The following is a 25,748-nucleotide window of genomic DNA, read 5'->3' as shown; positions in this document are numbered from 1 at the left end:
TTTCGGTTGGGAGCGGGGGCGCTTCGCAGCGCCGGTCAGGCGACGGCCGGGGCTTCCTCGGTCGTCACAACGAATCGGGTCAGGGTGTTGGGCCCGAAGGTCAGGGTGAGCGGCACGTCGGCCGCATCCCGGCCGTAGGCGATCAGGATGCGGCCGATCCGCGACGCATTGTTGCGCGGATCGAAGGTGTGCCAGCTTCCATCGAGGAAGACCTCCATCCAGGCCGCGAAGTCGCCCGGTGCGTGCGGGAGCGGCAGGCCGATGTCGCTGACGTAGCCGTTGCAGTAGCGCGTCGGGATGTTGAGGCAGCGGCAGAAGGCGATGGCGAGGTGCGCGTAGTCGCGACAGACGCCGCGCTGCTCCTCGAACACCTCGAAGGCGGTCCGGGTGGCGCGGGCATGCTCGTAGCCAAAGGTGATGCGGTCGTGCACGTAGTCGCAGATCGCCTGGACACGGCTCCAGCCGGGCGGCAGATGGCCGAACAGGTCCCAGGCGATCTGCGAGAGGCGGTCGGTCTCGCAGTAGCGGCTGCCCAGGAGGAACAGGAGGCTGTCGGTCGGAAGCTGCGCGATGGGCGTCTCCGCCGCCGTCGGGTGCGGATGGTCCCCGCGGCCCCCGTCGCGCACGATCGTCTCGGTCTTCAGCGTGAACGCGCCGGCCGGAGCCGTCATCCGCTGGCACCAGTTGCCGAAACTGTCGCGATAGCCCTCCAGCGGCACCGCGGGCTGCGTGACGAGGTGGTCCGGGCGCTCCAGGTCCGAAACCCGCGAGGCATGGACGTTGAGGGTGGCGATGACCGGGGTGGGCTGGGGGAAGGTGTAGGTCATCTCGCAGCCGACGAGGATGCGCATGGGGTCTCTCCGGGATTGTCGTCGCGCGCGGGAGGGGGCCGCCGGGCCGCGAGGGGGCGGTTCCGCTGGCCGAGGGGCTTCCCTCAGTGCAGGGTCGGCGGCGGCTCCAGGAACACGCGCATGCCATCGCCCGCCTCGACGGCCTCAGTGAACGCGTCGAGGGCATCCGCGTCGCAGGCGAAGGTGGTGTCCCAGAGGGTCGACCATCCCGTCGGATCGATGACCTCCAGCGTCCAGGGATCCTGGGAGCCGGCGAAGCGGTAGACGTTCACCGTCACCGTGATGCCGTCCTGGGTCGCCTGTCCGGTCAGATCCGAGAACTCCATCGTCGGTTTCTCGTAGGGCATGCGGTGTCTTTCTCGATGGACGAGGTCACCGCAGGAGCCCGGACGGGTCCCTATCTCATGAGCCGAATAACAGGTCTTTAGCAGAGTTCGGGTCGCAACGGTTCGAAAATCGCAATCTACCGCAACGATGCGTCGTCTCATCGGCCCTGCACACTTTAGTCCAGTCCTCGTCGATCTCGGACCGAGAGAAAGTTCGCTGATCCGACAGGGCTGCATCGCGAGGCCGATGCGTCTGTGAACGTTCGGCCGCGAAGTCCTGTCACGGAGCGACGCGTTCCCAAGACACGGGCCAAGACACGGGCCAAGACAGAGGCCAAGGCACAGAGCCCGTCCCGCGCGCCGGTGCGGCCGGGTCGATGACGGAAGGCTACCCGGCCTGGGCCAATTATCCAGTCTTGGCCAACAGAAAGAGCCCGGTGCCGATGGCGAGCAGGGTTCGGGACACCCGGGAGAAGGCGAGGGCGCCCGCGCCGTCCTCTAGGGATCGCAGATGGGCGACCTGGGCGAACAGCGCGGCCCAATAGGCGGCCCAGAGGCCCAGGACGGAGATCAGCCCCATCGGCCCGGCGGCTAGGCTTCCACCCGGCGCTCGTGCCGCCACAGTGCGATGGCGTGCCGGCGCGCTTCGTAGGCCCGCCGCATGGGCGTATCGACGGCGCCTTGCCCCTCCGGACGGTAGCCGAAGCGGAGGACGCCGTCCGAGCCGTAGAGACGCGTCATCTCGGAACGCCACACCTGATCCGTGCGGGTGAGAACCGCCTCGGTCTCGGCCAATCGGTTCATGGGCATCGGGGCTCGCTGATGTGAAGTGATCTTCATCTCAACGCGCGCGGACGCCGGAGGCTCCGGGACGCGTTCGGCACTTTCTGGCGCCGCCAGGGCCCCTCGCAGCCGTCGAACGCCCCTCCGGCCGCAGGGCGCCCCGCTCCGACATCCGGCCTGGGCCCACCCTGACCGGAACCGGGTGTAGCCATTGTCGGGTATCCGGACTGGCCCCCTGGAGGTAATCCCCTTGGCGGAATTACTTTATCCGATCAACTGAGTATGATTCGAGACATGCGGGATTCGTTCCAGATCTGACAGTTGTGGATGCCATCACGATTGCCGATGGATGGCATCATCGAATCATTGATCTGCGTTGGCCGAAGAGAAAAAGCCTGAGGGATTTGTCCTTTCGGCGCTGGACCAATTTTCTACTCTTGCGAGGGGACGCTTTGTCATGCCCACGGTTGATGGCAACCTGAACGATTGGACATCGTCGGCTCGGCTCAATCCCGCAGGCACGACAGCGGCCGGATACAGTTTGTATGGCGACCTGTCGGGCGGTGTCCTGACCTTCGCCCTCCAGGCGCCGACGGGGACGTCGATCGGGGCGTACACGACGATCTGGCTGAACACCGACAAGAATGCCACCACCGGCTACAGCATCTGGGGTCTGTACGGGGGCTACGACTACAACATCAATATCGCTGCCGACGGAAAGCCGTACCTCTATCGCGGGGGCGACGGACAGACGCTCGTGTCGGCGACGCCGCTGACCGCCGTCTACAATGCCGATCGCACGGTGCTGGAGGTCAGCGTCTCGGCGGCGCAGATCGGGACGCCGAAGAGCCTCAACGTCCTGGCCGACGTGAATAACAGCGTCTTCCTACCGGGCGATTACGGGGCCGGCCCCTACACGGTCTCGGATGCCAGCACCCTGCCGGCCCGGACCTATACGGGGCACAAGGTCGGGATCGTCTACTCGGAATCCACGGCGGCGAACTACTTCAGCCCGATGGCGTATTCGCAGCTCTACATGGCGGCGCAGAACCAGGCCGCGGCCGCGGGCGTCCCCTACGACCTCCTGTCGGAATCGGATCTCACCGATCTGGCGAAGCTGTCGAACTACGACACGCTGATCTTTCCCTCGTTCCGCAACGTCGCCGCCGCGAAGGTCGCGGCGATCACCGACACCCTGACCAGCCTGGAGAAGACCTACCACGTCGGCATCATCACCGCCGGCGACTTCATGACGAACGACGAGAAGAACGCTCCGCTCTCCGGCGATTCCTACGCGCGCATGAAGGCGCTCTTGGATGTCAGCCGCGTCGACGGGGTCAACGGCGCGAACGTCGAGGTCAAGGCGGCGGCCACGACCAATCCCGTCATGGCCGGGTACACGGCCGGCGAGTCGATCCACCAGTACACGAACATCAGCACCTCCTACTTCACCAGTACGGACGGGCTGGGAACGACGCTCGCCAATCAGATCGTCAACGGGCAATCCAACATCGCGGTGATGGCGACGCAGACCGGGGGCAAGAACGTTCACTTCGCCACGGACGGCATGCTCGCCGACAACAACATGCTGGCCCACGCCCTGGATTGGACCATGGCGCCGGCGACGGGGCCGGATGTCAGCCTCCACATGAGCCGGAACAAGGCGATCGTCGCCGCCCGCGTGGACATGGATCAGGCCATGTACACCGATGATGTCCGGCCGGCCTCCGGATCGGGAATCTACGACAAGCTCCTGCCGATCCTGACGCAGTGGAAGCAGGCCTACAACTTCGTCGGATCGTACTACATCGATGTCGGCAACAATCCGGCCGAGGGCGAGGTCACGGACTGGACCTACTCGAAGAAGTACTACAACCAGATGCTGGCGATGGGGAACGAGATTGGCTCGCATTCCCTGACCCATCCCGAGAACACCAACCTCCTCACCGCGGCCCAATTCCAGACCGAATTCCAGCAATCCCGCGCGATCATCGAGCAGCAGCTCGGTCTGACCAATATCGGTGCCGCCGTTCCCGGGGCGGGAGAAAATCTCGCTACCGCGCGGCAGATCGCGCAGTACTATCCCTACATCTCCGGCGGCGCCTCCCTGATCGGCGCCGGGTATCCGGGGGCGATCGGCTATCTCAGCCCGATGGCAACCGATATGAAATCGGTCTACATCGCGCCCAATACCTCCTTCGACTTCACCCTCGTGGGCTACCAGCACCTCACCGCCGCGCAGGCCTCCGCAGCGTGGGCCAAGGAGTGGGCGACGCTGACGGCGCATTCCGACCTGCCGGTCGTGGTCTGGCCCTGGCACGATTACGGTCCGACGAATTGGCTGACCGATACGACGGATGCCGGCTACACCCAGCAGATGTTCACGGATTTCATCGCACGGGCCGCGCAGGCGGGCTCGGAATTCGTGACCCTGAACGATCTGGCCCAGCGCACCGCGACCCTCGAGAAGTCCGACGTCAGCTACAGCTTCGATGCGGCCGCGAACGTCCTCACCGCGTCGGCGACCACCGCGGCCGGAGATCTCGGCAAGTTCGCCCTCGATATCGGCAGCGGCCATACGATCAAGAACGTGGCCGGCTGGTACGCCTACGACAGCAACAGCGTCTTCGTGCCGAAGGCGGGCGGGACCTTCAAGATCGCCCTCGACGGCACGCCGGACGACGTCACCTACCTGACGACCCTTGCGGACCGGTCCGACCTCCTCAGCGTGACCGGCGACGGCACCAACCTCAGTTACTCGGTCGTCGGTGAGGGCCACGACATCATCCAGCTGAAGTCCCATGTCGGGCAGATGGTGCAGATCACCGGAACGGATGGCGCGAGCCTCTCCGGCGCCAACCTGGATCTGACCCTGACCGGACTGGGACAGCACAACGTCTCCATCGTCCTCGCGTCGGCGCCGGTCGGAACGACCGCGAGCGATTGGATCTTCGGAACGGACGGCGCGGATACGATCAATGCCGGGGCCGGCGCCGACACGCTGCAAGGCCTCAGCGGCAACGACACCTACATCGTCGACAACTCCGGAGACCGGATCATCGAGGCCGTGAATGCGGGGATCGACACCGTTCAGAGCGCGGTGACCTACACGCTGGCGGCGAATGTCGAGAAGCTCGTCCTGACGGGGACGAACGCCATCAACGGAACGGGCAATGCCCTGGCGAACGTCCTGACCGGAAACAGCGCGGCGAACACGCTCGCCGGCGGCGACGGCGCCGATATCCTGGAGGGCAAGGCCGGAAACGATATCCTGACGGGCGGGCTCGGCGCCGACGCCTTCCTCTTCAGCAAGGCCGGTCAGGGCATCGACCTCGTGCGCGACTTCTCGCGGGCGCAGGGCGACAAGATCCAGGTGCACGCCTCCGACTACGGGCTTCCCGTCGGCACGCTCGCGAGCGACTGGTTCGAGACGAGCGCCACCGGTCTCGCCACGAAGGCGCACGCGGAGTTCGTCTTCAATTCGGGGTCGCACACGCTGAGCTGGGACGCGGACGGCATCGGGAGTGCGGCCGCCCTTCAGGTGGCCACCTTCTCCAACAACCCGCTTCTCCAGTATCAGGATTTCGCGATCGTGGTCTGATCGCGCGATCGACCCGGACGGATCCGAAGCGCCCGGCGCGGGCGGCCCGGCATTCGGTCCCGGCCAGGGGGCAATCCGGCGGACGGACGATCGCGGCTCCCCGGGTGTTGCGCTTTTGTTCTAGGCCGCGACGGGCCGGACGGCCATACTCCCCTCCATGTCGATGACCGTCCGCTCCGCCTTCCTGCTGATCAGCCTCGCGCCACAGGCGGCGACGGCGCAGGTGCCTGGCCGGTCCGAGGCCGGGCTCGCCGCCCTCGAACAGACCTGGCACGCCTGCGTGCGGGACGCGTTCGCGCAGCAGCCGCGGACGCAGAGCCGCGCCGGCTCCCAGCGCAACGCCCTCGATGCCTGCCAGGCCCAGGAAGATGCCTTCGTGGCCGCGGCGATGACGGAGGTCGATGCCGGATCGCGCGAGGCGCGCGCGGGCGAGCCGGCCCGACGTCCCGCCCTGACCGAGCGGGCGCGCGCCTGGGCCGCCTCCGTCGCCAGCGACGTCCTCGATCCGGTTTCGTCCTGGCTCAGCGCCCTGCGCCGGTGAGTGGACGGCCCATCCGGGCCGCCCGAAAGGCCAGGAGGATCCCGGGGACGCCCACGAGGCCGTACAGCACCATCAGGGCTCGTCCGAGGTGTTCGGCGCCGAAGACGGTGTCGGCCAGGAACCCCAGGAGGGGCGGCCCGGTACCCGAGGCCGTCAGGGTCACGGCGGCGATGAAGAGGGCGCTGACCCGCCCGCGGAGGCTGACGGGCGTGAGGAGCTGCACCCCCGTCACGGCGGGGGGGGCGGTGAACCCGATCACGGCCGTGAGGAGGGTGAAGGCGGCGAGCGAGAGCGTCCGGTCGGCGGCCACCGCCATCACGATCGCGGGCGGCAGGGCCGCCATCAGGCCGAGACCGAGCAGGCGCGAGGCGGCCGCACGCCGGCGCGCCCGCGCCACCCGGTCCAGGAGCAGGCCTGCGGACAGATGGCCGAGCGGACCGCCGATCAGCAGCAGGCCGCCCAGAACCACGCCGCTCTCCGCGGGGCTCATGCCGTGGTTTCGCACGTAGAGGGTCGGCCCCCAGGCGGCCAGGGTCCGACCCATCAGGACGGCGCAGGCCGCGGCCGCGAAGTGGGGCAGGTAGATCCGCCGCCGCCGCAGGATCCACGCCCAGGCGGGGTTCAGCCCCGCCCTGGCGGCGGGTGGCGCCCGCGGAAGCCGGACGGCCACCGCGCCGAGGATCAGCACGAGGTTGGGCAGGCAGGCGAGCAGGAACAGGGCGCGCCAGGGCGGCAGCGGGTCGAGGCCGGGAAACGCCAGGCCGCCGCGCAGGACGAGCCAGGCCAGGACCGCACCGCCGGCGAGCAGGGCGAAGCTCTGCCCGAGGCTGCCTCCCGCCGTGTACAGCGACACGTTCCGGGCCATGCGGCCCTGCTCGGAGCCGTGGGCGATGAGCGACAGCGAGGCCGGCGCGAGACCGGCCTGTCCCAGTCCGAGGACGAACCGGCTGAGGAACAGCACCGCGAAGGAGCCCGCGAGTCCGAATCCGAGGGTCGCCAGGGTCCAGAGGCCGATGCTGGCGAGCAGGATCGTGCGCTGGTGCCCCCGATCCGCCAAGCTGCCGAAAAGCGGCATGGTCAGCGCGTACAGGATGACGAAGGCCGAGCCGTGGAGCAGGCCGAGCTGGGCGTCGCTGAGGGCGAGGTCCTGCTTCACCGGGGTCGTCACGAGGGTGATCAGGAACCGGTCGCTGGCCGCCGAGAGCTGCGCCAGGATGAGCAGGACCAGGGGGCCGAACCCCAGGACCCTGCGTGCCGGAGCCGTGAGCGGGCGCCGTCCGGCGGTCTCGCTCATACGGTCCGCGACGCGCGAGGGGCGGTCCGCGACGCGCGAGGAGGCCGACGCACGCCGGAGTTGAGGGGCATCAGTAGAGCTCGCTGTGCCAGGCCGCGAGGGGCCAGGATCGATCGCCCCGGGCATGCGGGTCGCCGCGCAGCTGCTGGATATGGGTCCGGAACTGTCCGGGTGGGCGGCCGAACGCCGTCCGGAAGGCGCGGTTGAAATGCTGCTCGCTGGCAAAGCCGTAGGCGTAGGCGAGGGTGGCGATCGAGCGCGTTTCGCCCTGGCGCCGGAGGGCATCGCGCACCCGTTCCAGGCGGCGCTGCTGCACGAAGCGCGCGACCCCGCCATCCGGCAGGAAGGCCCGGTAGAGGCGACTCCGCGAGATCCCGAGTTCCGCCGCGATGGTCTCGGCGCTGAGGTCGCGATCCGCGAGGTGCCGCTCCACGTGGGCCTCGGCCTCGCGGCGGCGGGCGGCGTCGTCGGGGCCATCGTGGACGGCGGCCCAGACGATCGCCTCGGTGGGGGCGGCATGGCCGCGCAGCGCGGCGGCCAGCAGCATGCCGAGGACCGCGCTCGACCGCGAGACCACCGAACCGTCGAGGGTCTCCGAGCGGCGGGTCAGGGACACGATGAAATCGGCCACGAGGCCGCCCACGGTCTCCGGAAGGATCGCCCCATGGAATTTGCGCAGGTCGGGGACCAGGGGCTCGATGAGCTCGCGCGCCACCGGCGTCGAGATCTGCCGCACGCGGTGCGCCCGGCTCTGGTGCGGCAGCGTGTTGTCGCAGACCAGGATCTCCCCCGGTCGGACGCGGCGCTCGTGCCCGGGCGGGCCAGCCAGGAGGTCGCCCTCGAGGAGCAGGTGGAGCGTGATATGGTCGAAGCCGTCCCGGCGCACCCGCTGCGGGGATCGGCTGTGCTGAAGCCCGTTCAGCTGGCGCTTGAACAGGATCATCCGATCCAGCCGGTAGGCCTGCACCTGCGCGGAGAAATCCGGGCCGATCCGTGCGACATCGGCGCCGCCGGCATAGAGGTCGCGATATGCCTCGAATGCGAACTCCGCACCGACCTCCTGGGTGGAAAAGGCAAACGACGGAAGCGACACGTCTGACTGAACCCGACCGGATGGATCAGAGGGCCCATCGGACAAATCCCAATCGACCCATTCTCACACCCCCCGGGATGGGCGTTCCGAACGCGCGAGACAACTCACGGTTCTGTGATCGATGCAAGAGATCAGTATGAGGGCGCGCCATCCCAGTTGAGCGCGCTGCCGGCGCGGCGGCAAAGGCTTCTTGGTGCCAGCGCCGTCGGCCCAGGACAATAAAGCGTTCCGCCTCAGTTTCCAGGATGGCGGATCACGACATACCATCGTCGAGGCCGTCGAGGCTGCCGCCGCGCCCGACACGCAAGCAATCGGACGCGCTGCGATCGGCGACCAGGATAAGACCTTCTCCGGGGCCGCCGCCCCCGCACGGCAACGCCTCGGTAACCGTTACGCCCTAACTCTCGCGAACCCCGCCGCCCACCAAACTCCGCGATCCGCACGATGACCAGAGACCAGCTTGCCGCCGAGTTGCTTCGTATTTCCAAGCTGCAACTCAGCGATATCACCCGTGCCGTCAAGAATGGCGAGAAATCCATTGCCTTGAACGAGGTCATCGATCTGGGTCGACGCCTGAACCGCCTCGCGGATGCGGTCGCGGGACGCCCGGCGCCGGTCGCCACGCCCGCGCCCGCCGACGACAGCCTCGTTCAGGCGTGAGCGCCGCATCGGAGTGGCGGGCCGAGCGGAACGTCGCCGCGCGCGCGCGCCTCGACCGCGCCCTGCCGGGAATCTTCCCGGCCCCCGTCCTGCGGCACGCCCTGTCGCGCCCGCTGATCCCGCCGACGCCGCGCCTCGCGGTGGAGAGCTACTGGCGTGCGCATCTCCTGCGCGCGGACCGGCTGGCGCGGGCCCTCGCCACCCGCTCGGGCCATCCCGAGGGCTGGACCTGGCGTCTCGGCACCGAGAAGGGATCCGGCCTCGCCGCCACCTTCCGGATGCCGCCCTCGCCCTTCCGGGAGCCGGCCCATGCGCGCGGCAAGGGCCATTGCTGCATCTGCGGGCAGCCGGTCTTCCGCTTCGGTTGGCACCGGGATCTCTGGGGGGCGGGCGTCCCGAACAAGAATGCGCGCTGGCACGCGGCCTGTGTCGCCGCCTGGAAGCTCTGGGTGGCGCCCAGCGACCAGGTGAAGGTTCTGAAGGCGCATCAGCGCCACCGCTGCGCCGCCTCGGGCAAGCGGTTGTTCAAGACCGCCGAGGTCGATCATCGCGTGCCCCTCTACCGCGTCTGGCGGGAGCACCGGGACGATCCCTGGCCGACGCTGCTCGGCTTCTGGGGTGCCCCGAACCTTCAGGTCGTCAACCGCGGGGTCCACGTGGAGAAATGTGGCCGCGAGGCTGGCGAGCGGGCGCTGAGCCGGCAGGTGGCGCTCCTGCGCACCGCCTTCCCGGCGGATCGCGCCGAGGAGGCCGCACCGGAGCGCCTGCCGGTCGACGGGACGGGCTGACGGGCCGGGCGGCCCTGGCCGCTCAGAGGATCCCCTCGATCAGGTCCAGTTCCCGCGCCTCGCCCGCCTCGATGTACCAGTTCTCGGGAGCCCGCTGCAGCACCGTGTCCAGGGTCACCTGCGAGCCCCGGATGAGGTTGGCGAAGCCCTCGTTCTGGATCGCGATGGAGCATTCGATCTCGTGCAGGGCGGCCTTCACGCTGGCGATGCAGGTCGTGAGCGGTCCGTTGAGGACCACCTGCTTGTCGAGCTTGCGCTCGTGGATCATCAGCCGCGTGCCCCGGGTGAGATAGCGGTTCGACCGGGCGAAGAAGCTCATGAAGGTGGTCCCGGCCGAGTAGATCGCGGCCTTGCCGAGGAAGACGAACCGGCGATCCGTCAGCAGGCCGGTTTTGAAGCGGATGTCCTCGCCCATCATCCGGGCGACCTCGGGATCGCCGCCGAGCGTCGTCAGCTCGACCACCACGAGGGTTCGGTCGCCGACCGCGTCGAGCTGGCGGCGGAAATCCCGGTACATCTCCTGGTCGACCGTCCCCGACAGAAGGATGGCGGGGGCGTCGAACGCGGATGGCGGCAGGGCGGGGGTATCCATGGGGCACTCCTGGTGGCCGAGGCGCGGCCGTCGCGGCAAGAACGCAAGTTCCCGGCCCGGGATCGGTTGCGTCAGCCGCGGACGGAATGCGTCGGCCCGCCCGCGCCTGTGCCCGCATGGACGAGGAGGCGAAACCGCGAGTCGATCGTCGCCACGCAGATACGGCCGCCTGCCGCCAACCGGCGCGTTTCCCATTCGATCGGACCGGACCCGCTCTACCTCCGGCAGGGCATGGGCGCCGGCGGATTCCGGGTCTGGCGCCGCTCGTCCCATGGGAGCGTGCCGCAGACGGACCCTTCCGATCCGATCCTCTCGGGACGGAGAGCCTCGGACCCCCTCGGCGCCGCTCCCTCCGCACCGGTCGACAGGGCGTGCCGTGTCAGTACGGCGTGCCGTCATAGGGCTGCCGGCTCGGGCGAGGGCGCGCGCGAACCGGCCGATCGTAGCGGCCCTCGTAGGCGCCCAGATACGGGTCGAGGGCGGGATCGCGGTAGTTGCCGTTGTTCACGCCGGCCGAGCGGTCGTTGCCGCTCAGGGCGGCGTAGGGCGACAGGCCGTCGCCGCCGCTGCCGCCCCGGGCCAGCGCGCCGCCGCCGAGGCCCAGAACGAGGGTGGCGGAGAGCGTGGTGCGTCGGATGGCTGTGGCCATCATCGCATTGTGCGCCATGAGGACCTCCTGTCGCGTTGAGAACGGACGCGTGGCACGGACGTTCGGGCCGGGGCCGCGCGGCCGGAGGATCAGCGCTCGGCCCGCAGGCTCTTGAGGAAGCGGCGTGCGACCTCGCGCACGGCCTCGTCGTCCCGGGTGTCGTCGTCGGCCTTGTCCCAGAGGTGGTCGACGCTCGCCTCCAGGCTCTTGAGCAGGTCAGGATGTTCCTGGGCCAGGAACCGGATCGTTCCGAACAGGAGGTGCTCGGTCGCGAGTTCACGGTGGCGCGCGTCCGCGATTCGGGACTCGGCGGGGGCGGGATCAGTTGCAGCATGGGTCATGCCGACACAACGAACGGCCCCGCCAGCGGTTCAGGGACTTCTGCGGTCGTCGTAAGCTTTCTTTGGCCTCTTCGAAGGATTCCACCCCGTTCCGCGAGGAGGGTCACGGGTCGAAGCACGCAGGCTCAAATCCTCCGACCATGATCCCGTACCCCGATGCTTCCGTTTCGCCGCGGGTTCGGCGAGAACCGGCGGCGCATGGGGGGTCGGCCGATTCGACATCCCTCCACCCTGGATCCTCAGCAGACGCACCGGATGGCACCGATCTCCTCTTCGAACGAGCGTTCCCGCACGCGCCGGTCGGGCCCCCTCCGCATCGACACGGACCTCGCCGCCGGGATCGGTCTCGCCTTCGTGGCCGGCTTCGTCGACGCGGCCGCCTTCATCGCCCTGACGGGCCTGTTCACCGCCCACGTGACCGGCAACTTCGTGCTGCTGGGGGCCGAACTCGTCTCGACCTCGACCGGCGTGGTCGCCAAGCTCCTCGCCCTGCCGGCCTTCGTGGGGGCGGTCGCGGCCACCCGGCTCCTCGCCCTGGCCCTGGAGCGCCGCGGCCGGGCGCCCCTGCGCTGGCTGCTGGCCCTTGAGATCGCCTTGCTGGCCGCCTTCTGCGTCGTCGGTCTCGCCCTCTCGCCCCTCGGCTCCCCCGATGGCGCGGCGGCGGTGACGGTCGGGATGCTCGGCGTCGCGGCGATGGGAGTCCAGAACGCCATCGGGCGCCTCGGCCTCGCGCATCTCGCCGCCACCACGGTGATGACGGTCAACGTCACCCAGGCGGTGATCGACCTCGTCGACTGGGCGCGGGGCGCCGTGCCGCCGGACGGGGCTGCGCGGGGGCGGATGCGCCGGATGCTGCCCGCGGTGCTGGCCTTCGCCGTCGGCGCCCTCGCGGGGGCCTTCGGCGTCGCCGCCGTCTCGTTCGGCTGCCTCGTCATCCCGATCGCGGTGCTCACGGTCCTCGTGCTCCTTCGCGGGGATTGAGCCGCGGCGTGGGATCGGACTCAGGCGCGGCAGGTGAGCAGCCCGTAGGCGGTCACGCGCTGCCAGCCCATGCCCTCGACCGTCGCCATCGGTCTCACATAGGGTTCCGCGAGCGGGAAGACGCGCGCTCCGTCCGGCGGCGCCTGGCCCTCCCGCAGGGGCACCACGATCCAGGCGGGCCCGTCCGCAGCCGCACAGAGCGTCGCGACCGCACCGGCCGGCAGGTCGTCGGCCCGCGGGGGCACCGGAGGCGCGAACGGCCTGCGCTGGGCCTCGGTGGCGAGGCCGAGGGCGATGAGCCGGTCGATCCGCTCGGACCACAGCATCGCCAGAGGGCGCGAGAAGACGATGCTGGCGCCCTGCAGGTTGGTGATCCAGCTCGGGCGGCCCAGCGTCAGCCAGGTCTCGGCCCGCCCGTCCAGCCAGAGCACCTCGCCTGGCCGGCGCGCGATGGCCTCGACGAGACCGGGCAGCAGGGTGCGGTCCTCGATCCGCCGGAACGCCCGCGCGCGCTCGTCCCAGAGGCCCAGGAGGGCGATGACCAGCGCCACGGCCAGGACCGGCCGCGCGACCCGGGACCGCTCGGCGGCGAGCCACGCGAGGCCGGCCCCGAAGGCGAGCGAAGGCACGATCGGGAAACTTCGGATCAGGCTAAGGCCGAGATGGGCGCCCTCGGTCCGGTTCGCGGCGAGCCAGCCGAGGGCGAGCGCTTCGAGGAGGAGGCGGCCGGCGACGAGGAGGCCGACCAGACCCAGGGTCGCGCGCATCAGGCCGCGCGACGGCGCCAGCCGGTCCTGGCGGAGCGCCGCGTGGACCCCGACGGCGAGGAGGCCGGCGGCCGCCGCGATGGGCAGGTCGGTGGAGAACACCCAGGCGAGCCCCAGGAGGGCGAGGGTGATCCGGTCGCCCGGCGTCCCACGCGGGAGGGTGCTGGCGCACAGGCCCAGGGCGGCGGCGCCGAGGACGGAGGTCACCCAGAGGAAACGCCAGGGCTGGACCTGGATCACCAGGAGCGACGACCATTGCTCCTCGAACACCGTGGTGGCCGCCACCCCGCCGGCGCCCGCCAGGAGCGCGGCCAGGAGGAGCCTCCGAGCCCGGATCGGAACGCGGGTCGCGGCGACGAGGATCGTGGCGGCCTGCACGAGGGGCGGACCCCAGGCCTGGCTCGGCCAGAGCGTGGGGAAGAGGTCGGCACAGCGCTGGCGCAGGATCTCGAGGAAGGCGGGATCGACGGGCTGCAGCAGGCGCGCGAACAGCGGCACGCCGAGGCGGGCGGCCACCAGGATGGCGAGGAGACCCGGGACCAGGACCAGCAGCCAGCGCCGGTTCTCCGCCACCAGGGCGAGGACGAGCACCGCCAGGCCGGCCAGCCCCATGATCGGGTGGACGAGGCCTCCCAGGGCCATGAAGGCCAGGGCCCCTGCGCGGCGGCCGGACAGGCTCGCCGCGAGACCGGCGAGGACCGCCGCCTCCGCGAGCGTCCGGGGCGTCGCCAGCGCCTCGCCGACGCGGAAGATGCCGGGATAGCCGTAAGAGGCGGGCAGGACCGCCATCGCCGCGAGGACGACCCAGCGCCGCCGGCCGGCGCCCAGGGCCGCGGCCAGGGCCGATGCGGCGCAGAACCAGGCGATCAGCCCGACGAGGCTGACGGCCAGGGCCGCCGGACCGGGCCCCAGCGCCCCCACCAGCGCCCGTAAGGCGACGGGGAACAGGCTGAAGCGCGACTGCCCATCATGGGTGAACATGAGGTCGCGTCCGACCCCGTCCGGATCGAGGTCGGCGAGGGCCCGCCCCACGTAGATGCGGGCATCGCCGTCGATCCCCTCGTAGGGATGCAGCAGGAGATAGAGACCCGCCATCCCGAGCGCCGGCCAAGCCGAGCGGCGCAGGACCGCCGCCCAGCGCGGAACGGCTCCGGGCATGGGGACGGTATCCGGGACGGCCACCAGGGGGTCGGAGGTCCCGGACGCCGCGCGCATCGTCAGGCTGCCCGGCGCGGCACCATGCGCTCGCTCGTCAGGGCGTCCTGTGCGCCCGAGACGCCCGCCTCGGTGTATTCCGCATCCTCGTTCACGCACCACGGATCGTAGCGGCGCTCCCCGGCGAGGATGTTCTCCACCGTGAGCATCGCGGTCATCATCGCGTGGTCCTGGTTGTTGTACTTGTGCATGCCGTTGCGCCCGACGAGGTGCAGGCTCGGATAGGCCTGTTCGAGGTCCCGCCGGATGGTGGCGACGTGGGCCTTGTAGTCCTCGTCGTAGACCGGATAGGCCTTGGGCTGACGCACGACGCAGGCGTCGACCACGTCCTCGGAGCGGATCAGCCCGATCTGGCCGATCTCGCGCTTGGCCAGGGCGATGAGGTCGGCATCGGACTGCGCCCAGAGCCCGTCGCCCTCGAAGCAGAAATACTCCAGGCCAAGGCAGGTATGCGCCGCGTCCGGCACCATCTCGGGCGACCACGAGCGGAAGTTCTGCACGCGCCCGACCTGCACGGACGGATCGTGGATGTAGATCCAGTTGTCGGGGAAATTCCGGTCCGAACGCGCGATCAGCGCCACGGTGAGGAAGTCCCGGTACTGCAGGGCGCGGGCCTGGAAGGTGCTGATCGGCGCGGGCGAAAGCGATCCGACGAGTTCGCGCAGCGGCGCCGAGGAGATGACGTTGCGCGCCGTGAAGGTCTCGCGGGTGCCGTCGGCGGCCTTGGCCGTCACGGTCCAGAGGCCGGTCCGGACCTCGTAGTGCAGGCCGTCCACGCCCCGGTCGAGGCGCAGCGTTCCGCCCTGGGCCGCCACCTTCGCGGCGGCCGCCTCCCACATCATGCCCGGCCCCTTGCGGGGATAGCGGAAGGACTCGATCAGCGTCTTGATCACGGGCTCGCCGGCGCGCGGCGCCCTGCGCAGGCCGAGGGAGCGAACCAGCGCGTCGCGGATCGCAGCCCCGAGATCGAGTCCGTTGATGCGCTGGGCCGCCCAGTCCGCCGAGATGGCGTCGCAGGACATGCCCCAGACCTTCTCCGTGTAGGTCTTGAAGAAGATCGAGAACAGACGTTCGCCGAAGCGGTTGCGGACCCAGTCGTGGAAGCTCTTCGGCTCCGCGATCGGACGGGCGCGGGCATAGAGGTAGGAGGCGACGCAGGCGGTGCTATCCAGGATCCCGAGGTTGCGCAGGGCCTCGAAGGCCTTGAGCGGATAGGCGTAGTACTTGCCCTTGTAGAAGATCCGCGACAGGCGCGGCCGCTCGATGAAGTCGTCCGGCAGCAGCTCGTCCCAGAGATCCACCACGGCCTTCGATTTCGAGAAGAAGCGGTGACCGCCGATATCGAACAGGTAGCCGTTATGCGCGACCGTGCGGCTGATGCCGCCGACCTGGGCCGGATCCTTCTCCAGGACCGTCACCGAACGCCCGGCCTTCGTCAGCAGATAGGCGGCGGTCAGGCCGGCGGGTCCCGCCCCGATCACGAGCGTTTCCGAGTGGTGGCTCATCGGGCAGGACCGTCAAGTTAACCGAAGGACGACACATCTCCGGGATAGCGCGCGAGTGGTTAAGGAAGCCCTGTCCGCGCCGGGCCGGGGGCCTCCGCGCGCAGGGCCCCCGGGGTCCCGCGGTGCGCGGTGGCCCTCCCGCCGTCGACCCGGCGCCCCATATGCGCACGGTCCTCCCGCCGTTCGGAACCGCCTTGCTCAAGATCGCCGCTCTCGCCTTCGTCCTCCTCTATCTCGCGCCCATCGCGATCTCCGCCGCCCTCTACGCCCGCCAGACCCGCGGGGACTGGCGCTCCGCCGACCGGTCCAGCACCGGCCTCCTGCCGCCGGCCGCGACCCACCCCGAGGCGATCGTCCGGATCTTCTCGGCGCGGACGGTGAGTTGGCGCGGCATCCTCGCCACCCACAGCTGGATCGTCGTCAAGGAGGCGGGGGCCTCCGCCTATCAGCGCTTCGACTACACGGCCTGGGGCCAGCCGATCTGGATCGACCGCTTCGTGCCCGACGGGCGCTGGTTCGGAAGCGTTCCCGACACCATCGTGGCCGCCGACGGTCCCACCGCGGAGGCGATGATCCCGCGCATCCGGGAGACGATCCGGACCTACCGCTACGCGCAGCCGGGCGATTACACGGTCTGGCCGGGTCCGAACTCGAACACCTTCGTGGCCGCCGTGATGAGCGCGGTGCCCGAGATGGCGGCGAGCCTGCCGGCCACCGCGATCGGCAAGGACTTCCCCTACGACGGCCGCTGGATCGGCCTGACGCCGTCGCGAACCGGCCTGCGGCTCAACCTCGGCGGCTATCTCGGGCTGACGGTGGCTTGGGTCGAGGGCCTCGAGGTGAACCTGCTCGGTGCCGTGGCGGGACTCGATCTGCGGCGACCGGCCCTCAAGCTTCCCGCCCTCGGTCGCGTGGGATGGTGACGGGCTCGGCCCCCACCGGGCTCCCTCGAACCATCCGACCGATGGACCGTTTCATGGCATCGGGAGGTGTGCTCATGACCGTCGTGGCTTCGAACAAGATCTGGCTGGAAGGCAGTACCGCCCGGACCGATGGGCTCCCGGTCTCCGCCAATCCCTATCCGGCCGGATCGCAGGAGAGCGCGGACTGGCTGGAGGGCTACACCACCGTCGAGGCCGAGCAACTCGGCGTCAGTCCGGATGCCGGCGAGAACATGTAGGCCCGGCAGGGGCGGGTGATCTCCGCTAGCGCGTCAGGCTCGCCTTCACCGTTCCGGTCGTCGCCGGCTCGGCCAGGGCGGCGGCGAAGGGATTCAGTCCCCTCTGGTCGACCACGCTGGCCGAGTACAGCGACAGGGCCGCCAGCAGACCGATTCCCAACGTGGCCTTCAGAACCGTCCAGAGGCGGCCGGTAGCGGAGCGCATGGTTCCATCCCTGACGTGGCGTTCAGGCTGCTTCGGCCGGGTTCGTGGCGCCATGATGGCCGGCCGCGGGAAAGCGCTGCCCCGAGGGGGCGACGGGGGCCAGGGTCACGGGCGGCTTCGGGGGTCGCGGATGGCCACGGGACACCATCCCGAGCAGTCCCGGTACAGCGACGGCAGCGCGGAGGCGAGGCATCGCGATCGACGTGCGTCGGCGCACCCGGATCCGCGGCGCCGCCACGAGCGGCTCCTGGGTCCGTCGCTCGCGTCACCGGCGTCCCCGCCCGGGAATGCGCATCTTCGGCGGCGATCCGGGGCGAGGATGCGCCGAGTTCAAGGGCTCGGCACGGGCCGCGGCCTGCGACTCCTTGCTTGCGCGTCGGCAAGGAACGCCCGTCGCTGCGAGACATTCTCTGCTCACATTCAGACAGTCGTGGCATACCAACGGGGTTCCCCGCATGCGCAACCATATCACGCCCAACCATCGCGCCCTGTCGGGGCCATCGATCGAGGCGGGTCAGAACTCTGGTTCCGCCGCCTCGACCCAGCGCCTCGAGCGGCTTCACGACGAGCACGGCGGGCCTGCGGCCGGCCCACCGTCCAGGCCGTCCGGCGCCCGCGTCTCGCCGGCTTCCGACTTCGAGGGCTTCGGCTCGTTTTCCTGAGCCGAAGCCCGCACCGGACCGCGTCCCCGACGCGATCATTCGCCCTCACAGGATTTTTTCGATGACCACCCTGACCCATCTCGATGCCACACCCCGCCAGACCACGAACGATGTCCGCAACGTCGACGCCAATCGGACCGGGCCGCACAGCACGTCGATGAACCGCGAACACCGTGTCGGAAACACCGTCGACCAGGTGGATCAGGTCAGCAGCGTGACCCTGCTCGGGTTTGCGGTGGCGGGATCGATCGTGATGCTCGCCGCCCATTGGCTGGTGGGCTGAACCTCCGGGACGACCGGCGGTCGCCGATTGATCGTAGCTGCATGGACGGACCGATGACCCGCACCCTTCTGACCCCCGCCGCCTTGGCAATTGCCCTGTCCGCCTCCCCCCTGACGCATCCGGCCTCGGCGGAACCGCTCGCGCCCACCGGCGGAGCGGGAAATACCGGGGTCACCACGCCGTCCATGGCTCCGGGCGCCGCGCCGCGGGCCAGCGACGCCGTGGGTCGCCCCGCACCGAACGTCGTGGGCAATCCCAGCCCCAATTCCATTCCCGGAAGCAGCCCGGGCCTGAACATCGGCGGCACGCCAACCAGCGGGCCGCCCGGGACCGGTGGTGCGGCGGGCGGCCCTTCGATCGGCAACCAGTAGCGGGGCAGCCCGGCGCCGCCCCGGTTCAAGGGCGACACGCCCGGCCGCCGTCCACCGGATAGGGCGTGACGACGGCAATCCAGGTCGAGGCCCTGCCGCCCGCATATGCCCGACAGCAGGCACCCCGCGTCGGCGCGTCGCCCGGAGAGGCGCCATCCGGCCCACGGAGTTCGCGCATCCATCGGATGATTCCGGCTCGGCCGTTCGTCTATCTCATGCCTCCCGAAACCCGGGGGCTGTTACCTTGACACCCGCGCGGTTCACGCCGTGGCGGGTGTTTTTTCTGGCTTCGCCCTGGGACATCGTCAGGAATCGTCCGGCGTGACGGGCATTGGGCCGATCGACCGACCGGCCGGCTCGTCCGCCCTGCGCAGGATGGGCGCGCGACTCTATCGCTGAACGCGGCAACGCCCGTCGCGAGGAGGCGATCGGACGGGTCTGCGAGATCTGCGATGCCGCGCGAAGATCTGCGCAGCGCCGGCGTCCGATTGTTATCCGAGACAGGTCTCGAAAGGACAGGGGCCCGAGTAAGGCGATCTTCGCATGCGACAGCGAAGATCCCGGCCGTGCGAGCCGACCCTGACCGCCAATGGTCGGAACGCCAATCCATCGCGGGGATGCTGCCGGTGCGACGCACGTCCTCCTCGGTGCCAGCATCCGCGGGGGGCGTCCGTCGAATGCCTTCCCCGGTTCTGCGAAAGCTCCGACGCGTTTTTCGGTTCCTGTTGCTGGATTGTTGCTGCGAATCGTCCACGATTCGTGTCGAATTCCTCCGTTGAGGTCGACGCCCGATCAACCGTTAGGTCTCACCGCGCCCGCCCGGCTCCGGCCGCGGCGGGTTTTGATTGGCAAGTTCCGATTCGCAAGTTCCGATCGACAGGTTCCGATGGGAACGACGAAGACGGACCGACTGTTGCCCTGGTAATCTCGCCATCAGGACACCCCATGATCAGAACTGCCGCCCTCGCCCTCAGCGCCTCCCTCTTCAGCCTGTCCGCCCTGGCCCAGCCCGCCACGGCCCCTGGCGCCGTCCCCGGCCAGCCGCGCGGCACCGTGATCCAGGGCCAGTCGAACACCACGGGCAACGACCCGAGCGTGTCCGTCTCCCGGGGTGCGACCGGTGCCGAGACGGCGACGACGGACTCGGCCGCGGGTGGAAATGCCGGCAAGCCCGAGCAGGCCGTCCCCAACAGCAGCGCCGGCGGCCGCTGACGCCTGACGGCCTTCGGCAAGGCCTGTTCTTGACAAGTCCCGACCGACCCGCCCGGCTCCGGCCGCGGCGGGTTCTTCATGCCCGGGGGTCAAGCCACCGGGGGCCGCCTCAGCCGACGTCGACGTCGATGTCGAACGCCATGCCGCGGCCCGGCCCCTGGTCGGCATAGTTGACGAGGGCATAGCCGCGTTCCCGCAAGGCGGCCTCGAGACCGTCCCGGTGCTTTCGGAACGTCTGCCCGATCGCCAGAGGCGTCAGGCGCGGATGGCTCTGTCGAAGCTGGTCGACGCCGATGCTCAAGGGCGCGCCCTCGCGGTCGGCGATGCGGATGAGGGCGGATGCCAGATCCGCGGCCTTGGTCTCGGCCGCCGATTTCGCCTTGAATGCCATGATCGGATCCTCTTCTCGTATCATCCGTGATGAGGACCGGCCCGTGTGGATCCCGCCTCGTGCCGGCCACCCCATCGCCCCCGGTGATCGAGTGGGCGGTCCGCGCCCTGCTGGGTTCGCCGGGCAAACGGAACGCGCCGAGCGTCCGCGCCCTCCGGCCCTTTCACCCTGCGTGGGAGAGGGGCCGAGCGCCCGTGCCCGGATCAATACCGGGCCGGTGGCCGCCCCAACACATGTTCTTCCTTCGTTCTAGCAGATGACGGGGCGGGATGCACGGGAGAACCGGCAGTCCCTCCAGACCCGAGGCGCGCCGGTCGGGCCGGCCTTCACGGCAACCAGGAGCTCGACGATGATCGAGGAACGGGAAGGGCGGGGTCCTCTACAACTAGGCTATAGTATCCCAATCACAAAGTCGTGTCTGAGTATGCCGCCTTCAATCCGCGATAAAAGCCGCGGACGACCATGATAACATCAAGCAAGAGTAACGCGGCGTTCACTGAAGCTTTTGACGAAGACATAAGGTCTCCCGGGCTAAATGCATCCCATGATGCTCACCCTCGCAACGCTTCTGGAAAGCCAGGCCGTCGTCTCCGTCCTGGCTGCAGCGACGATCTGCACCCTGAGTGCCTGGCTGACGGTGCACCTGCTCCGGAAGGCCGAGGCCGCGCCGGCGACCCGACGCGGACGATGGCTGGTGGGCACGGCCCTCGCCGCCGGGCTCGGAGTCTGGACCACGCACTTCCTGGGCATGCTCGGATATCGGACCGACGTCATCTTGGGCTTCCATTCCGGGACTACGATCGCGTCCGCCCTGATCGCCGTGGTGGCGGTGGGCGTGCCCTTCGCGCTCTCGGCCCTGCCGAAGGGTCGCCCGGCCCGGGGCCTCCTGGGTGCCGTGGCGGGGCTCGGCATCGGCGCGATGCACATCACCGGCATGTCCGCCCTCGAAGGCTGCACCCAAAGCCAGTCGGACACGGCCAACGCCCTGGCCTACCTGCTGGGGGCGGGGGTGATGGCGGGGGCGCGCCTCCTCCCCGAGCGCCGGCCCTTCGATGCGATCGCCTGCGCGCTCATCGTCCTGGCGGTGTGTGGAACACACTTCACCTCCCTGGCCGGGACGGTGCTGGAGGGGCAACCCACCGCGACGCTCGGCCCGAACGTCCAGGTGGCGCTGAGCATCCTGACCGCCGCCGGTGCGGCGATCCTCATCACGGGTGCCTTCGTCGCCCTAGCGGCGACCCGGCGCTTCGAGGCCCAGGAACAGGCCCACCTGAACGTCCTGGCGACGGCGCTCCAAAACATGTCCAACGGCATCCTGAAGATCTCGTCCCAGGGATCCATCGAACTCTACAACCAGCGCCTCCTCGGCATGCTCGATCTGGCTCCGGACGCCGTCCGGGTCGGGATGCACCTCGAGGACTTTCTCAAGGCCACGGGTGATTCCAACGGATGGGATGCCGAGCGCACCGCCCGTGTGGCGGGCAACCATTGGCTCTGGATGGGCAAGGACGAGGAGACCCGGATCGAGCACCTCTTCGACGACGGCCGGATCCTGTCGATCGCCTGCCAGCCCGTCGCCGACGGCGCCGTCCTGACCTACGACGACGTGACCCGGGACCGGCGCGCCCAGGCGGAGATCTCGCAACTGGCCTATCACGACCCCCTGACGGGTCTGTGCAACCGGCGCGCGCTCAACGAGCGGATGCTCGCCGTGCATCAGACGGGGGCTCGATCCACCCTGCTCCTGCTCGATCTCGATCGGTTCAAATTCGTCAACGACACCTTCGGCCATGCGGTCGGTGACCAGTTGCTCGTCGCGGTGGCGGGCCGGCTGCGCGCGCTCATCGGCGAGGCGGACTTCATCGCCCGGCACGGCGGCGACGAACTCGCGATCCTCACGGCGGGCGATACGGCCTCGGCCAAGGCCCTGGCAGACCGGATCGTGGCGGAGATCGAGAAGCCCTACATCCTCGCGAGCATGACCGTGGTCGTCGGCTGCAGCATCGGCGTGTGCGGCCTCGACGACAGCACCAGTCCCAGCGACCTGATGCAGCGGGCCGATATCGCCCTGTACGAAGCCAAGCGCCGGGGCCGCGGGGTGGCGGTCGGCTACCAGCCCGGCATGATCGAGGCGATCGCCGCCCGCGGCCATCTCGAGAACGATCTGCGCGGGGCGCTCGCCCTGCGGCAGTTCTATCTCGTCTATCAGCCGATCCTGTCGCTCACGACCGACCGGATCGTCTCCTGTGAAGCCCTGATCCGCTGGAACCATCCGCATCGCGGACTGGTCTCGCCGGATGAGTTCATCCCCCTCGCCGAGGAGACCGGGCTGATCGTTCCGATCGGACAATGGGTGCTGGAACAGGCCTGCCGGGAGGCTGCGAACTGGCCGGACGCGCAGCATCTGGCCGTCAACGTGTCCGCGGTCCAGCTCCGTTCGCCCCTCCTGCTGACGCATGTCGCCGAAGCCCTGGCCGCGAGCGGCCTGCCTGCGAGCCGGCTCGAACTCGAACTCACGGAGACGGCGCTTGTCGAGGACGGGCGGCAGATCGCCCATACCCTGGACGCTCTGCGCCGGGTCGGCGTCAAGATCGCGATGGACGATTTCGGGACGGGCTACTCCTCCCTTGCCCACCTGCGCGATCTTCCCCTCGACCGGATCAAGATCGATCGCAGCTTCGTCGCCGCGGCGCTGGACGACCGGCAATCCCTGGCGGTCATCAAAGCGGTGACGCAGATGGGCCGCGACATGAACATCCCGACCCTGGCGGAGGGCGTGGAGAGCCGCGAGCAACTCGATCTCCTCCGGGCGATCGGCTGCGACGCGGTCCAGGGCTACCTGATCGGCCGGCCCTCCCGTCGCCAGACGGTTGGCTACCCGAATGGGACGAGGTGGCTTCGCGGCGGTGAACGACAGACCCTCGTGGCACATGCCTCTGGCGATTTCCCAGAGGGCGTGTCGGACCTTCATCAAGCGCCATGCGCGGGCGACGGTCGTGGTCTCGAGGAGGGCACCGTACCCAAGATCGATGTGATTGCAGGCCACCCACGCAGGCAGCAGCTCACAGAAGACGGGTTCGATGTCCCGGCAAGCGCGCTCCCATTCCCCTCCGATCTCGGGCGCCTTCCCGCATCTGTCCCCGTCGCGCGGTAGCGGGAGAAGCCTCGCCGAGCGAGCCGGACACGGGGATGCGCTCTGGCTCTTCGCCGGCGCGCCACGCATTTCATCGGGCGTTTCACGCTTCGGCGATCCGTTGCGTTGCGCGTCCGTGCTGTTCAAGGAAAGCGAAGCGGGCTTCAACGGTCCATGGCCACGAACCGATGCAGCTTGCCCTGTCCGGGGCTGACCTGCGCGATGCCGATGTGACGGTCGCGGAATCGGGTCGGCCTTGAAGCGCGAGCGCTGAGGCTTGTCACTGTCGACATCCGGCAGGCAGCGATGCAGCGACGAGTGGGTCGGATGCGGAAGGCTCGGCTGCTGCGCGGAGAGGTCGTCGTCGAACCTCTTCGTAACCTCTCACCTTTAGCGTCGCCTCCGAGGATGAGGTGGTTATGCGGCGCTCTACAGTCATGGCGGCCTTGTTTGTGGCCCTGTCGCCCCCTTCGGCCTCGGCCAACGGACACGCAGCGAGCGGAACCGCGCAGGCGGTCTTCATCGCAGACGGCGAGCCGACCTTGGCGCCGATGGCGTTTCTCAAATTCTGTCTGAAGTATCAGTCCCAGTGTGCGACACCTTCAGAGGAGACGCCCATCGTCATCGAGCTTACGCCAAATAATCTCGCCGAGATGCGGAGCGTCAATGCAGCTGTCAACGCGCGTATAGCACCGAATCCAGCCAAGGACGGTGATCATTGGTCACTGGAAACCCGATACGGCAACTGCAACGATTATGCGGTTCAAAAGCGGGATGAACTTGCGCGACGCGGTTTTCCAATTTCAGCCCTCTCACTTGCCACGGTCATGACGCGTGATGGCCAGGGCCACCTTGTTCTGACGGTGCGCACGAACAGAGGCGATTACGTCCTCGACAATCTGAATGCGGCCATCATGCCCTGGAACACCGTGCGCTACGCATGGCTGAAGCGGCAGTCGGCCGCAAAACCCCGCTATTGGGTCGACCTGAGTGGGAGCTCTCCTGCCCACCGTGCACAGACTGCATCGAGTCGTCCGCAGCCCGCGCATCGGAACCGCATCGCAAGCGCCGGAGCGCCCCTCTAAGCCATTCGATCGGTGGCATGCCGCGAGGGAACGACTGCGATCCAGTCCGCGCCGGAGTTCGACTGTCTGCCTTGACAGACGAAGGGGCCTGCACAAAGCTTCTGGGGGGTGCCCGCAAGCCAAGGTGAACGTGTCTTTTCCGCTCTTGTCCCGCCGTGAAGTGATCGCTGGCCTCGGTGCGGCCGGCTTCCCTCGCATCGCCTCGGCGACCGACAGGGAGGTCATCGTCAAGCCGGGCGACTCGATCGCTGCGGCGCTCGCTCAAGCTCCCGCCGGCACGACGCGGCGCCTGCGCCTCATGGCTGGTGGCCATGGGCCATTGACGCTTCAATCTCTGAAAGGTGGTCGGCTCGAACTGACCGGTGAAGACGGTGCGGTCTTGGGCCCGACGGTGGTGCGCGGATCCGATCAGATCGTTTTCCGCAACCTCGCGTTCAGAGGAGAGAAGGGCGGAGCGACCGTCCCAGGTCTGGTGCTGATAGATCCGAGTTCGCGGGATATTCTGTTCGAACGGTGCAGTTTCGCGACCTCCGACAGCGTCACGGGTTGGAGCAGCCGCGATTGGGTCGATCGGCCTTATCCGATCGGCCTGTTCGCACGCGGCCCGCAGGTCTCCGTGAAGGAAAGCCGCTTCTTCAACCTTCGCAATTGCCTGAGCGTGGCCGGCGATGGCGGAGTGGTTCAGGGTTGCAGTTTCGAAGCGTTCGGCAACGATGCGATCGAGTTCGGCGCCAACAATCTGAGGATCGTCTCCAACAGGATCCGAGGCGGGTACCATACGCAGGTAGACCCGCTCCATGCCGATGGTATTCAGGGTTTTCCGGCCCCAAATTCAGGGCAATACCAAAATATCTTGATCGACTCGAACATCATCGAGTTCGTAGGGCCCGGCGACTACATGCAGGGCATTACGATTTTTGATGGTTCCTGGCAGAATGTTCGTGTAACGAACAATAAGGTCAGTGTTAACGTCTGGAACGCGATCGCGTTGTATGGCATTTCTGGTGTTTTTGTTGAGGGAAATATTGTTTCTTCGACGGATCCGAAGATCCGGAACTGGATCGAAGTTCGTGCTTCGAAGACCGGCGTGAGATCGACCGACGTCGTTGTTCGCAACAACGTTGCGCCCCTGTTCAAGACGGATCGGGGAGCGACGTTGGCGAACAACCAGGTCCGGCTGCGCTGATCGGGCGTCCCCGGAGCGCCGGTGTGGGCTCGGCTCCGCCCGGGCCCGGGGCC

At 68.8% G+C, this 25,748-nt stretch carries 27 protein-coding genes and 1 pseudogene; 14 read left to right on the top strand and 14 right to left on the bottom strand.

What is annotated here, in order from left to right:
- Positions 1 to 35 precede the first annotated feature (35 nt).
- The 4 genes from ASG63_RS11395 to ASG63_RS11385 form a co-directional block, all read right to left on the bottom strand.
- The gene (locus ASG63_RS11395; RefSeq protein ID WP_056216122.1) at positions 36 to 851 is read right to left on the bottom strand and encodes a transglutaminase-like domain-containing protein; all 816 of its coding nucleotides are present in this window, start codon (positions 849 to 851) and stop codon (positions 36 to 38) included.
- 83 nt (positions 852 to 934) lie between these two features.
- Entirely contained in the window at positions 935 to 1,198 is a 264-nt protein-coding gene (locus tag ASG63_RS11390) for a hypothetical protein (protein ID WP_056216120.1), read from the bottom strand.
- 385 nt (positions 1,199 to 1,583) lie between these two features.
- The gene (locus ASG63_RS25950; protein WP_200917584.1) at positions 1,584 to 1,757 is read right to left on the bottom strand and encodes a hypothetical protein; all 174 of its coding nucleotides are present in this window, start codon (positions 1,755 to 1,757) and stop codon (positions 1,584 to 1,586) included.
- Between the two features lie 11 nt (positions 1,758 to 1,768).
- A complete protein-coding gene (locus tag ASG63_RS11385; protein ID WP_244472697.1) occupies positions 1,769 to 1,981 on the bottom strand; it encodes a hypothetical protein in 213 nt (70 codons plus the stop codon).
- 436 nt (positions 1,982 to 2,417) lie between these two features.
- Between ASG63_RS11385 and ASG63_RS11380 the strand changes: the two genes are divergently transcribed.
- The gene (locus tag ASG63_RS11380; RefSeq protein ID WP_082559267.1) at positions 2,418 to 5,561 is read left to right on the top strand and encodes a polysaccharide deacetylase family protein; all 3,144 of its coding nucleotides are present in this window, start codon (positions 2,418 to 2,420) and stop codon (positions 5,559 to 5,561) included.
- Between the two features lie 157 nt (positions 5,562 to 5,718).
- A complete protein-coding gene (locus ASG63_RS11375) occupies positions 5,719 to 6,102 on the top strand; it encodes a hypothetical protein (RefSeq protein ID WP_056216114.1) in 384 nt (127 codons plus the stop codon).
- On the opposite strand, the gene ASG63_RS11370 is transcribed toward ASG63_RS11375, so the two are convergent.
- Both ASG63_RS11370 and ASG63_RS11365 read right to left on the bottom strand, forming a co-directional pair.
- Entirely contained in the window at positions 6,083 to 7,396 is a 1,314-nt protein-coding gene (locus tag ASG63_RS11370) for an MFS transporter (RefSeq protein WP_056216112.1), read from the bottom strand. The genes ASG63_RS11375 and ASG63_RS11370 overlap by 20 nt on opposite strands.
- Positions 7,397 to 7,466: 70 nt before the next feature.
- Complete coding sequence (locus ASG63_RS11365) at positions 7,467 to 8,489, bottom strand: helix-turn-helix domain-containing protein (protein ID WP_056216111.1); 1,023 nt, start codon at positions 8,487 to 8,489, stop codon at positions 7,467 to 7,469.
- Between the two features lie 444 nt (positions 8,490 to 8,933).
- On the opposite strand from ASG63_RS11365, the gene ASG63_RS11360 reads away from it, so the two are divergent.
- Together ASG63_RS11360 and ASG63_RS11355 are read left to right on the top strand one after the other, a co-directional pair.
- A complete protein-coding gene (locus ASG63_RS11360; protein WP_056216109.1) occupies positions 8,934 to 9,149 on the top strand; it encodes a hypothetical protein in 216 nt (71 codons plus the stop codon).
- Positions 9,146 to 9,937, top strand: a complete 792-nt coding sequence (locus tag ASG63_RS11355) for a hypothetical protein (protein WP_244472698.1) — start codon at positions 9,146 to 9,148, stop codon at positions 9,935 to 9,937. Before ASG63_RS11360 ends, ASG63_RS11355 begins: the two co-directional genes overlap by 4 nt.
- A gap of 22 nt (positions 9,938 to 9,959) precedes the next feature.
- Here ASG63_RS11355 and ASG63_RS11350 read toward each other — a convergent pair whose 3' ends face one another.
- The 3 genes from ASG63_RS11350 to ASG63_RS11340 all read right to left on the bottom strand — a co-directional run bounded on the left by ASG63_RS11350 (position 9,960) and on the right by ASG63_RS11340 (position 11,519).
- On the bottom strand, positions 9,960 to 10,529 hold the full coding sequence (locus ASG63_RS11350) for a hypothetical protein (RefSeq protein WP_056216106.1): 570 nt from the start codon (positions 10,527 to 10,529) through the stop codon (positions 9,960 to 9,962).
- 379 nt (positions 10,530 to 10,908) lie between these two features.
- Complete coding sequence (locus tag ASG63_RS11345) at positions 10,909 to 11,196, bottom strand: hypothetical protein (RefSeq protein ID WP_443189789.1); 288 nt, start codon at positions 11,194 to 11,196, stop codon at positions 10,909 to 10,911.
- Between the two features lie 71 nt (positions 11,197 to 11,267).
- Positions 11,268 to 11,519, bottom strand: coding sequence for a hypothetical protein (locus tag ASG63_RS11340; RefSeq protein ID WP_056216104.1), 252 nt, complete (start codon positions 11,517 to 11,519; stop codon positions 11,268 to 11,270).
- Between the two features lie 255 nt (positions 11,520 to 11,774).
- On the opposite strand from ASG63_RS11340, the gene ASG63_RS11335 reads away from it, so the two are divergent.
- Positions 11,775 to 12,500 carry a YoaK family protein gene (locus tag ASG63_RS11335; RefSeq protein ID WP_082501400.1) on the top strand — a complete coding sequence of 242 codons (726 nt, stop codon included), beginning with the start codon at positions 11,775 to 11,777 and terminating at the stop codon, positions 12,498 to 12,500.
- Positions 12,501 to 12,520: 20 nt separating this feature from the next.
- On the opposite strand, the gene ASG63_RS11330 is transcribed toward ASG63_RS11335, so the two are convergent.
- Together ASG63_RS11330 and ASG63_RS11325 are read right to left on the bottom strand one after the other, a co-directional pair.
- Positions 12,521 to 14,425, bottom strand: coding sequence for a hypothetical protein (locus ASG63_RS11330; RefSeq protein WP_156394163.1), 1,905 nt, complete (start codon positions 14,423 to 14,425; stop codon positions 12,521 to 12,523).
- 59 nt (positions 14,426 to 14,484) lie between these two features.
- On the bottom strand, positions 14,485 to 15,987 hold the full coding sequence (locus ASG63_RS11325) for an NAD(P)/FAD-dependent oxidoreductase (RefSeq protein ID WP_056216099.1): 1,503 nt from the start codon (positions 15,985 to 15,987) through the stop codon (positions 14,485 to 14,487).
- A 161-nt stretch (positions 15,988 to 16,148) separates the two neighbouring features.
- Between ASG63_RS11325 and ASG63_RS11320 the strand changes: the two genes are divergently transcribed.
- A complete protein-coding gene (locus tag ASG63_RS11320; protein WP_056216097.1) occupies positions 16,149 to 16,910 on the top strand; it encodes a DUF3750 domain-containing protein in 762 nt (253 codons plus the stop codon).
- A gap of 74 nt (positions 16,911 to 16,984) precedes the next feature.
- Positions 16,985 to 17,167 (top strand): hypothetical protein, encoded by a 183-nt coding sequence (locus tag ASG63_RS11315; protein WP_056216177.1) that lies wholly within the window; start codon positions 16,985 to 16,987, stop codon positions 17,165 to 17,167.
- Between the two features lie 25 nt (positions 17,168 to 17,192).
- Here ASG63_RS11315 and ASG63_RS11310 read toward each other — a convergent pair whose 3' ends face one another.
- Positions 17,193 to 17,372, bottom strand: coding sequence for a hypothetical protein (locus ASG63_RS11310; protein WP_056216095.1), 180 nt, complete (start codon positions 17,370 to 17,372; stop codon positions 17,193 to 17,195).
- 455 nt (positions 17,373 to 17,827) lie between these two features.
- Here ASG63_RS11310 and ASG63_RS25235 point away from each other — a divergent pair, with 455 nt between their 5' ends.
- From ASG63_RS25235 to ASG63_RS11295, 4 genes are all read left to right on the top strand, one after another.
- Positions 17,828 to 18,034: a hypothetical protein gene (locus ASG63_RS25235; RefSeq protein ID WP_156389756.1), complete on the top strand. Its 207-nt coding sequence runs from the start codon at positions 17,828 to 17,830 to the stop codon at positions 18,032 to 18,034.
- 61 nt (positions 18,035 to 18,095) lie between these two features.
- Positions 18,096 to 18,317 carry a hypothetical protein gene (locus ASG63_RS25230; protein WP_056216093.1) on the top strand — a complete coding sequence of 74 codons (222 nt, stop codon included), beginning with the start codon at positions 18,096 to 18,098 and terminating at the stop codon, positions 18,315 to 18,317.
- Between the two features lie 53 nt (positions 18,318 to 18,370).
- Positions 18,371 to 18,688 carry a hypothetical protein gene (locus tag ASG63_RS25225; protein ID WP_082514081.1) on the top strand — a complete coding sequence of 106 codons (318 nt, stop codon included), beginning with the start codon at positions 18,371 to 18,373 and terminating at the stop codon, positions 18,686 to 18,688.
- A gap of 945 nt (positions 18,689 to 19,633) precedes the next feature.
- On the top strand, positions 19,634 to 19,900 hold the full coding sequence (locus ASG63_RS11295) for a hypothetical protein (RefSeq protein ID WP_244479875.1): 267 nt from the start codon (positions 19,634 to 19,636) through the stop codon (positions 19,898 to 19,900).
- Between the two features lie 109 nt (positions 19,901 to 20,009).
- Here the strand turns inward: ASG63_RS11295 and ASG63_RS11290 are convergent, their stop codons facing one another.
- On the bottom strand, positions 20,010 to 20,291 hold the full coding sequence (locus tag ASG63_RS11290; RefSeq protein WP_056216088.1) for a hypothetical protein: 282 nt from the start codon (positions 20,289 to 20,291) through the stop codon (positions 20,010 to 20,012).
- Positions 20,292 to 20,835: 544 nt separating this feature from the next.
- Between ASG63_RS11290 and ASG63_RS11285 the strand changes: the two genes are divergently transcribed.
- On the top strand, positions 20,836 to 23,445 hold the full coding sequence (locus ASG63_RS11285) for a bifunctional diguanylate cyclase/phosphodiesterase (RefSeq protein WP_162248642.1): 2,610 nt from the start codon (positions 20,836 to 20,838) through the stop codon (positions 23,443 to 23,445).
- A gap of 85 nt (positions 23,446 to 23,530) precedes the next feature.
- Here the strand turns inward: ASG63_RS11285 and ASG63_RS24150 are convergent.
- Positions 23,531 to 23,790 (bottom strand): annotated as a pseudogene (locus ASG63_RS24150) (IS481 family transposase); the annotation flags it as partial.
- Between the two features lie 71 nt (positions 23,791 to 23,861).
- Here ASG63_RS24150 and ASG63_RS24145 point away from each other — a divergent pair.
- Both ASG63_RS24145 and ASG63_RS11280 read left to right on the top strand, forming a co-directional pair.
- Positions 23,862 to 24,509, top strand: coding sequence for a transglutaminase-like cysteine peptidase (locus ASG63_RS24145; RefSeq protein ID WP_162248641.1), 648 nt, complete (start codon positions 23,862 to 23,864; stop codon positions 24,507 to 24,509).
- Between the two features lie 130 nt (positions 24,510 to 24,639).
- Positions 24,640 to 25,695, top strand: coding sequence for a right-handed parallel beta-helix repeat-containing protein (locus ASG63_RS11280; RefSeq protein WP_156394161.1), 1,056 nt, complete (start codon positions 24,640 to 24,642; stop codon positions 25,693 to 25,695).
- Positions 25,696 to 25,748 lie beyond the last annotated feature (53 nt).

It is taken from the genome of Methylobacterium sp. Leaf94 (genome assembly GCF_001426045.1).
Classification (GTDB): domain Bacteria; phylum Pseudomonadota; class Alphaproteobacteria; order Rhizobiales; family Beijerinckiaceae; genus Methylobacterium.
Note: the sequence above shows the minus strand (reverse complement) of the source record. Positions and strands in the feature narration are given on the sequence as shown.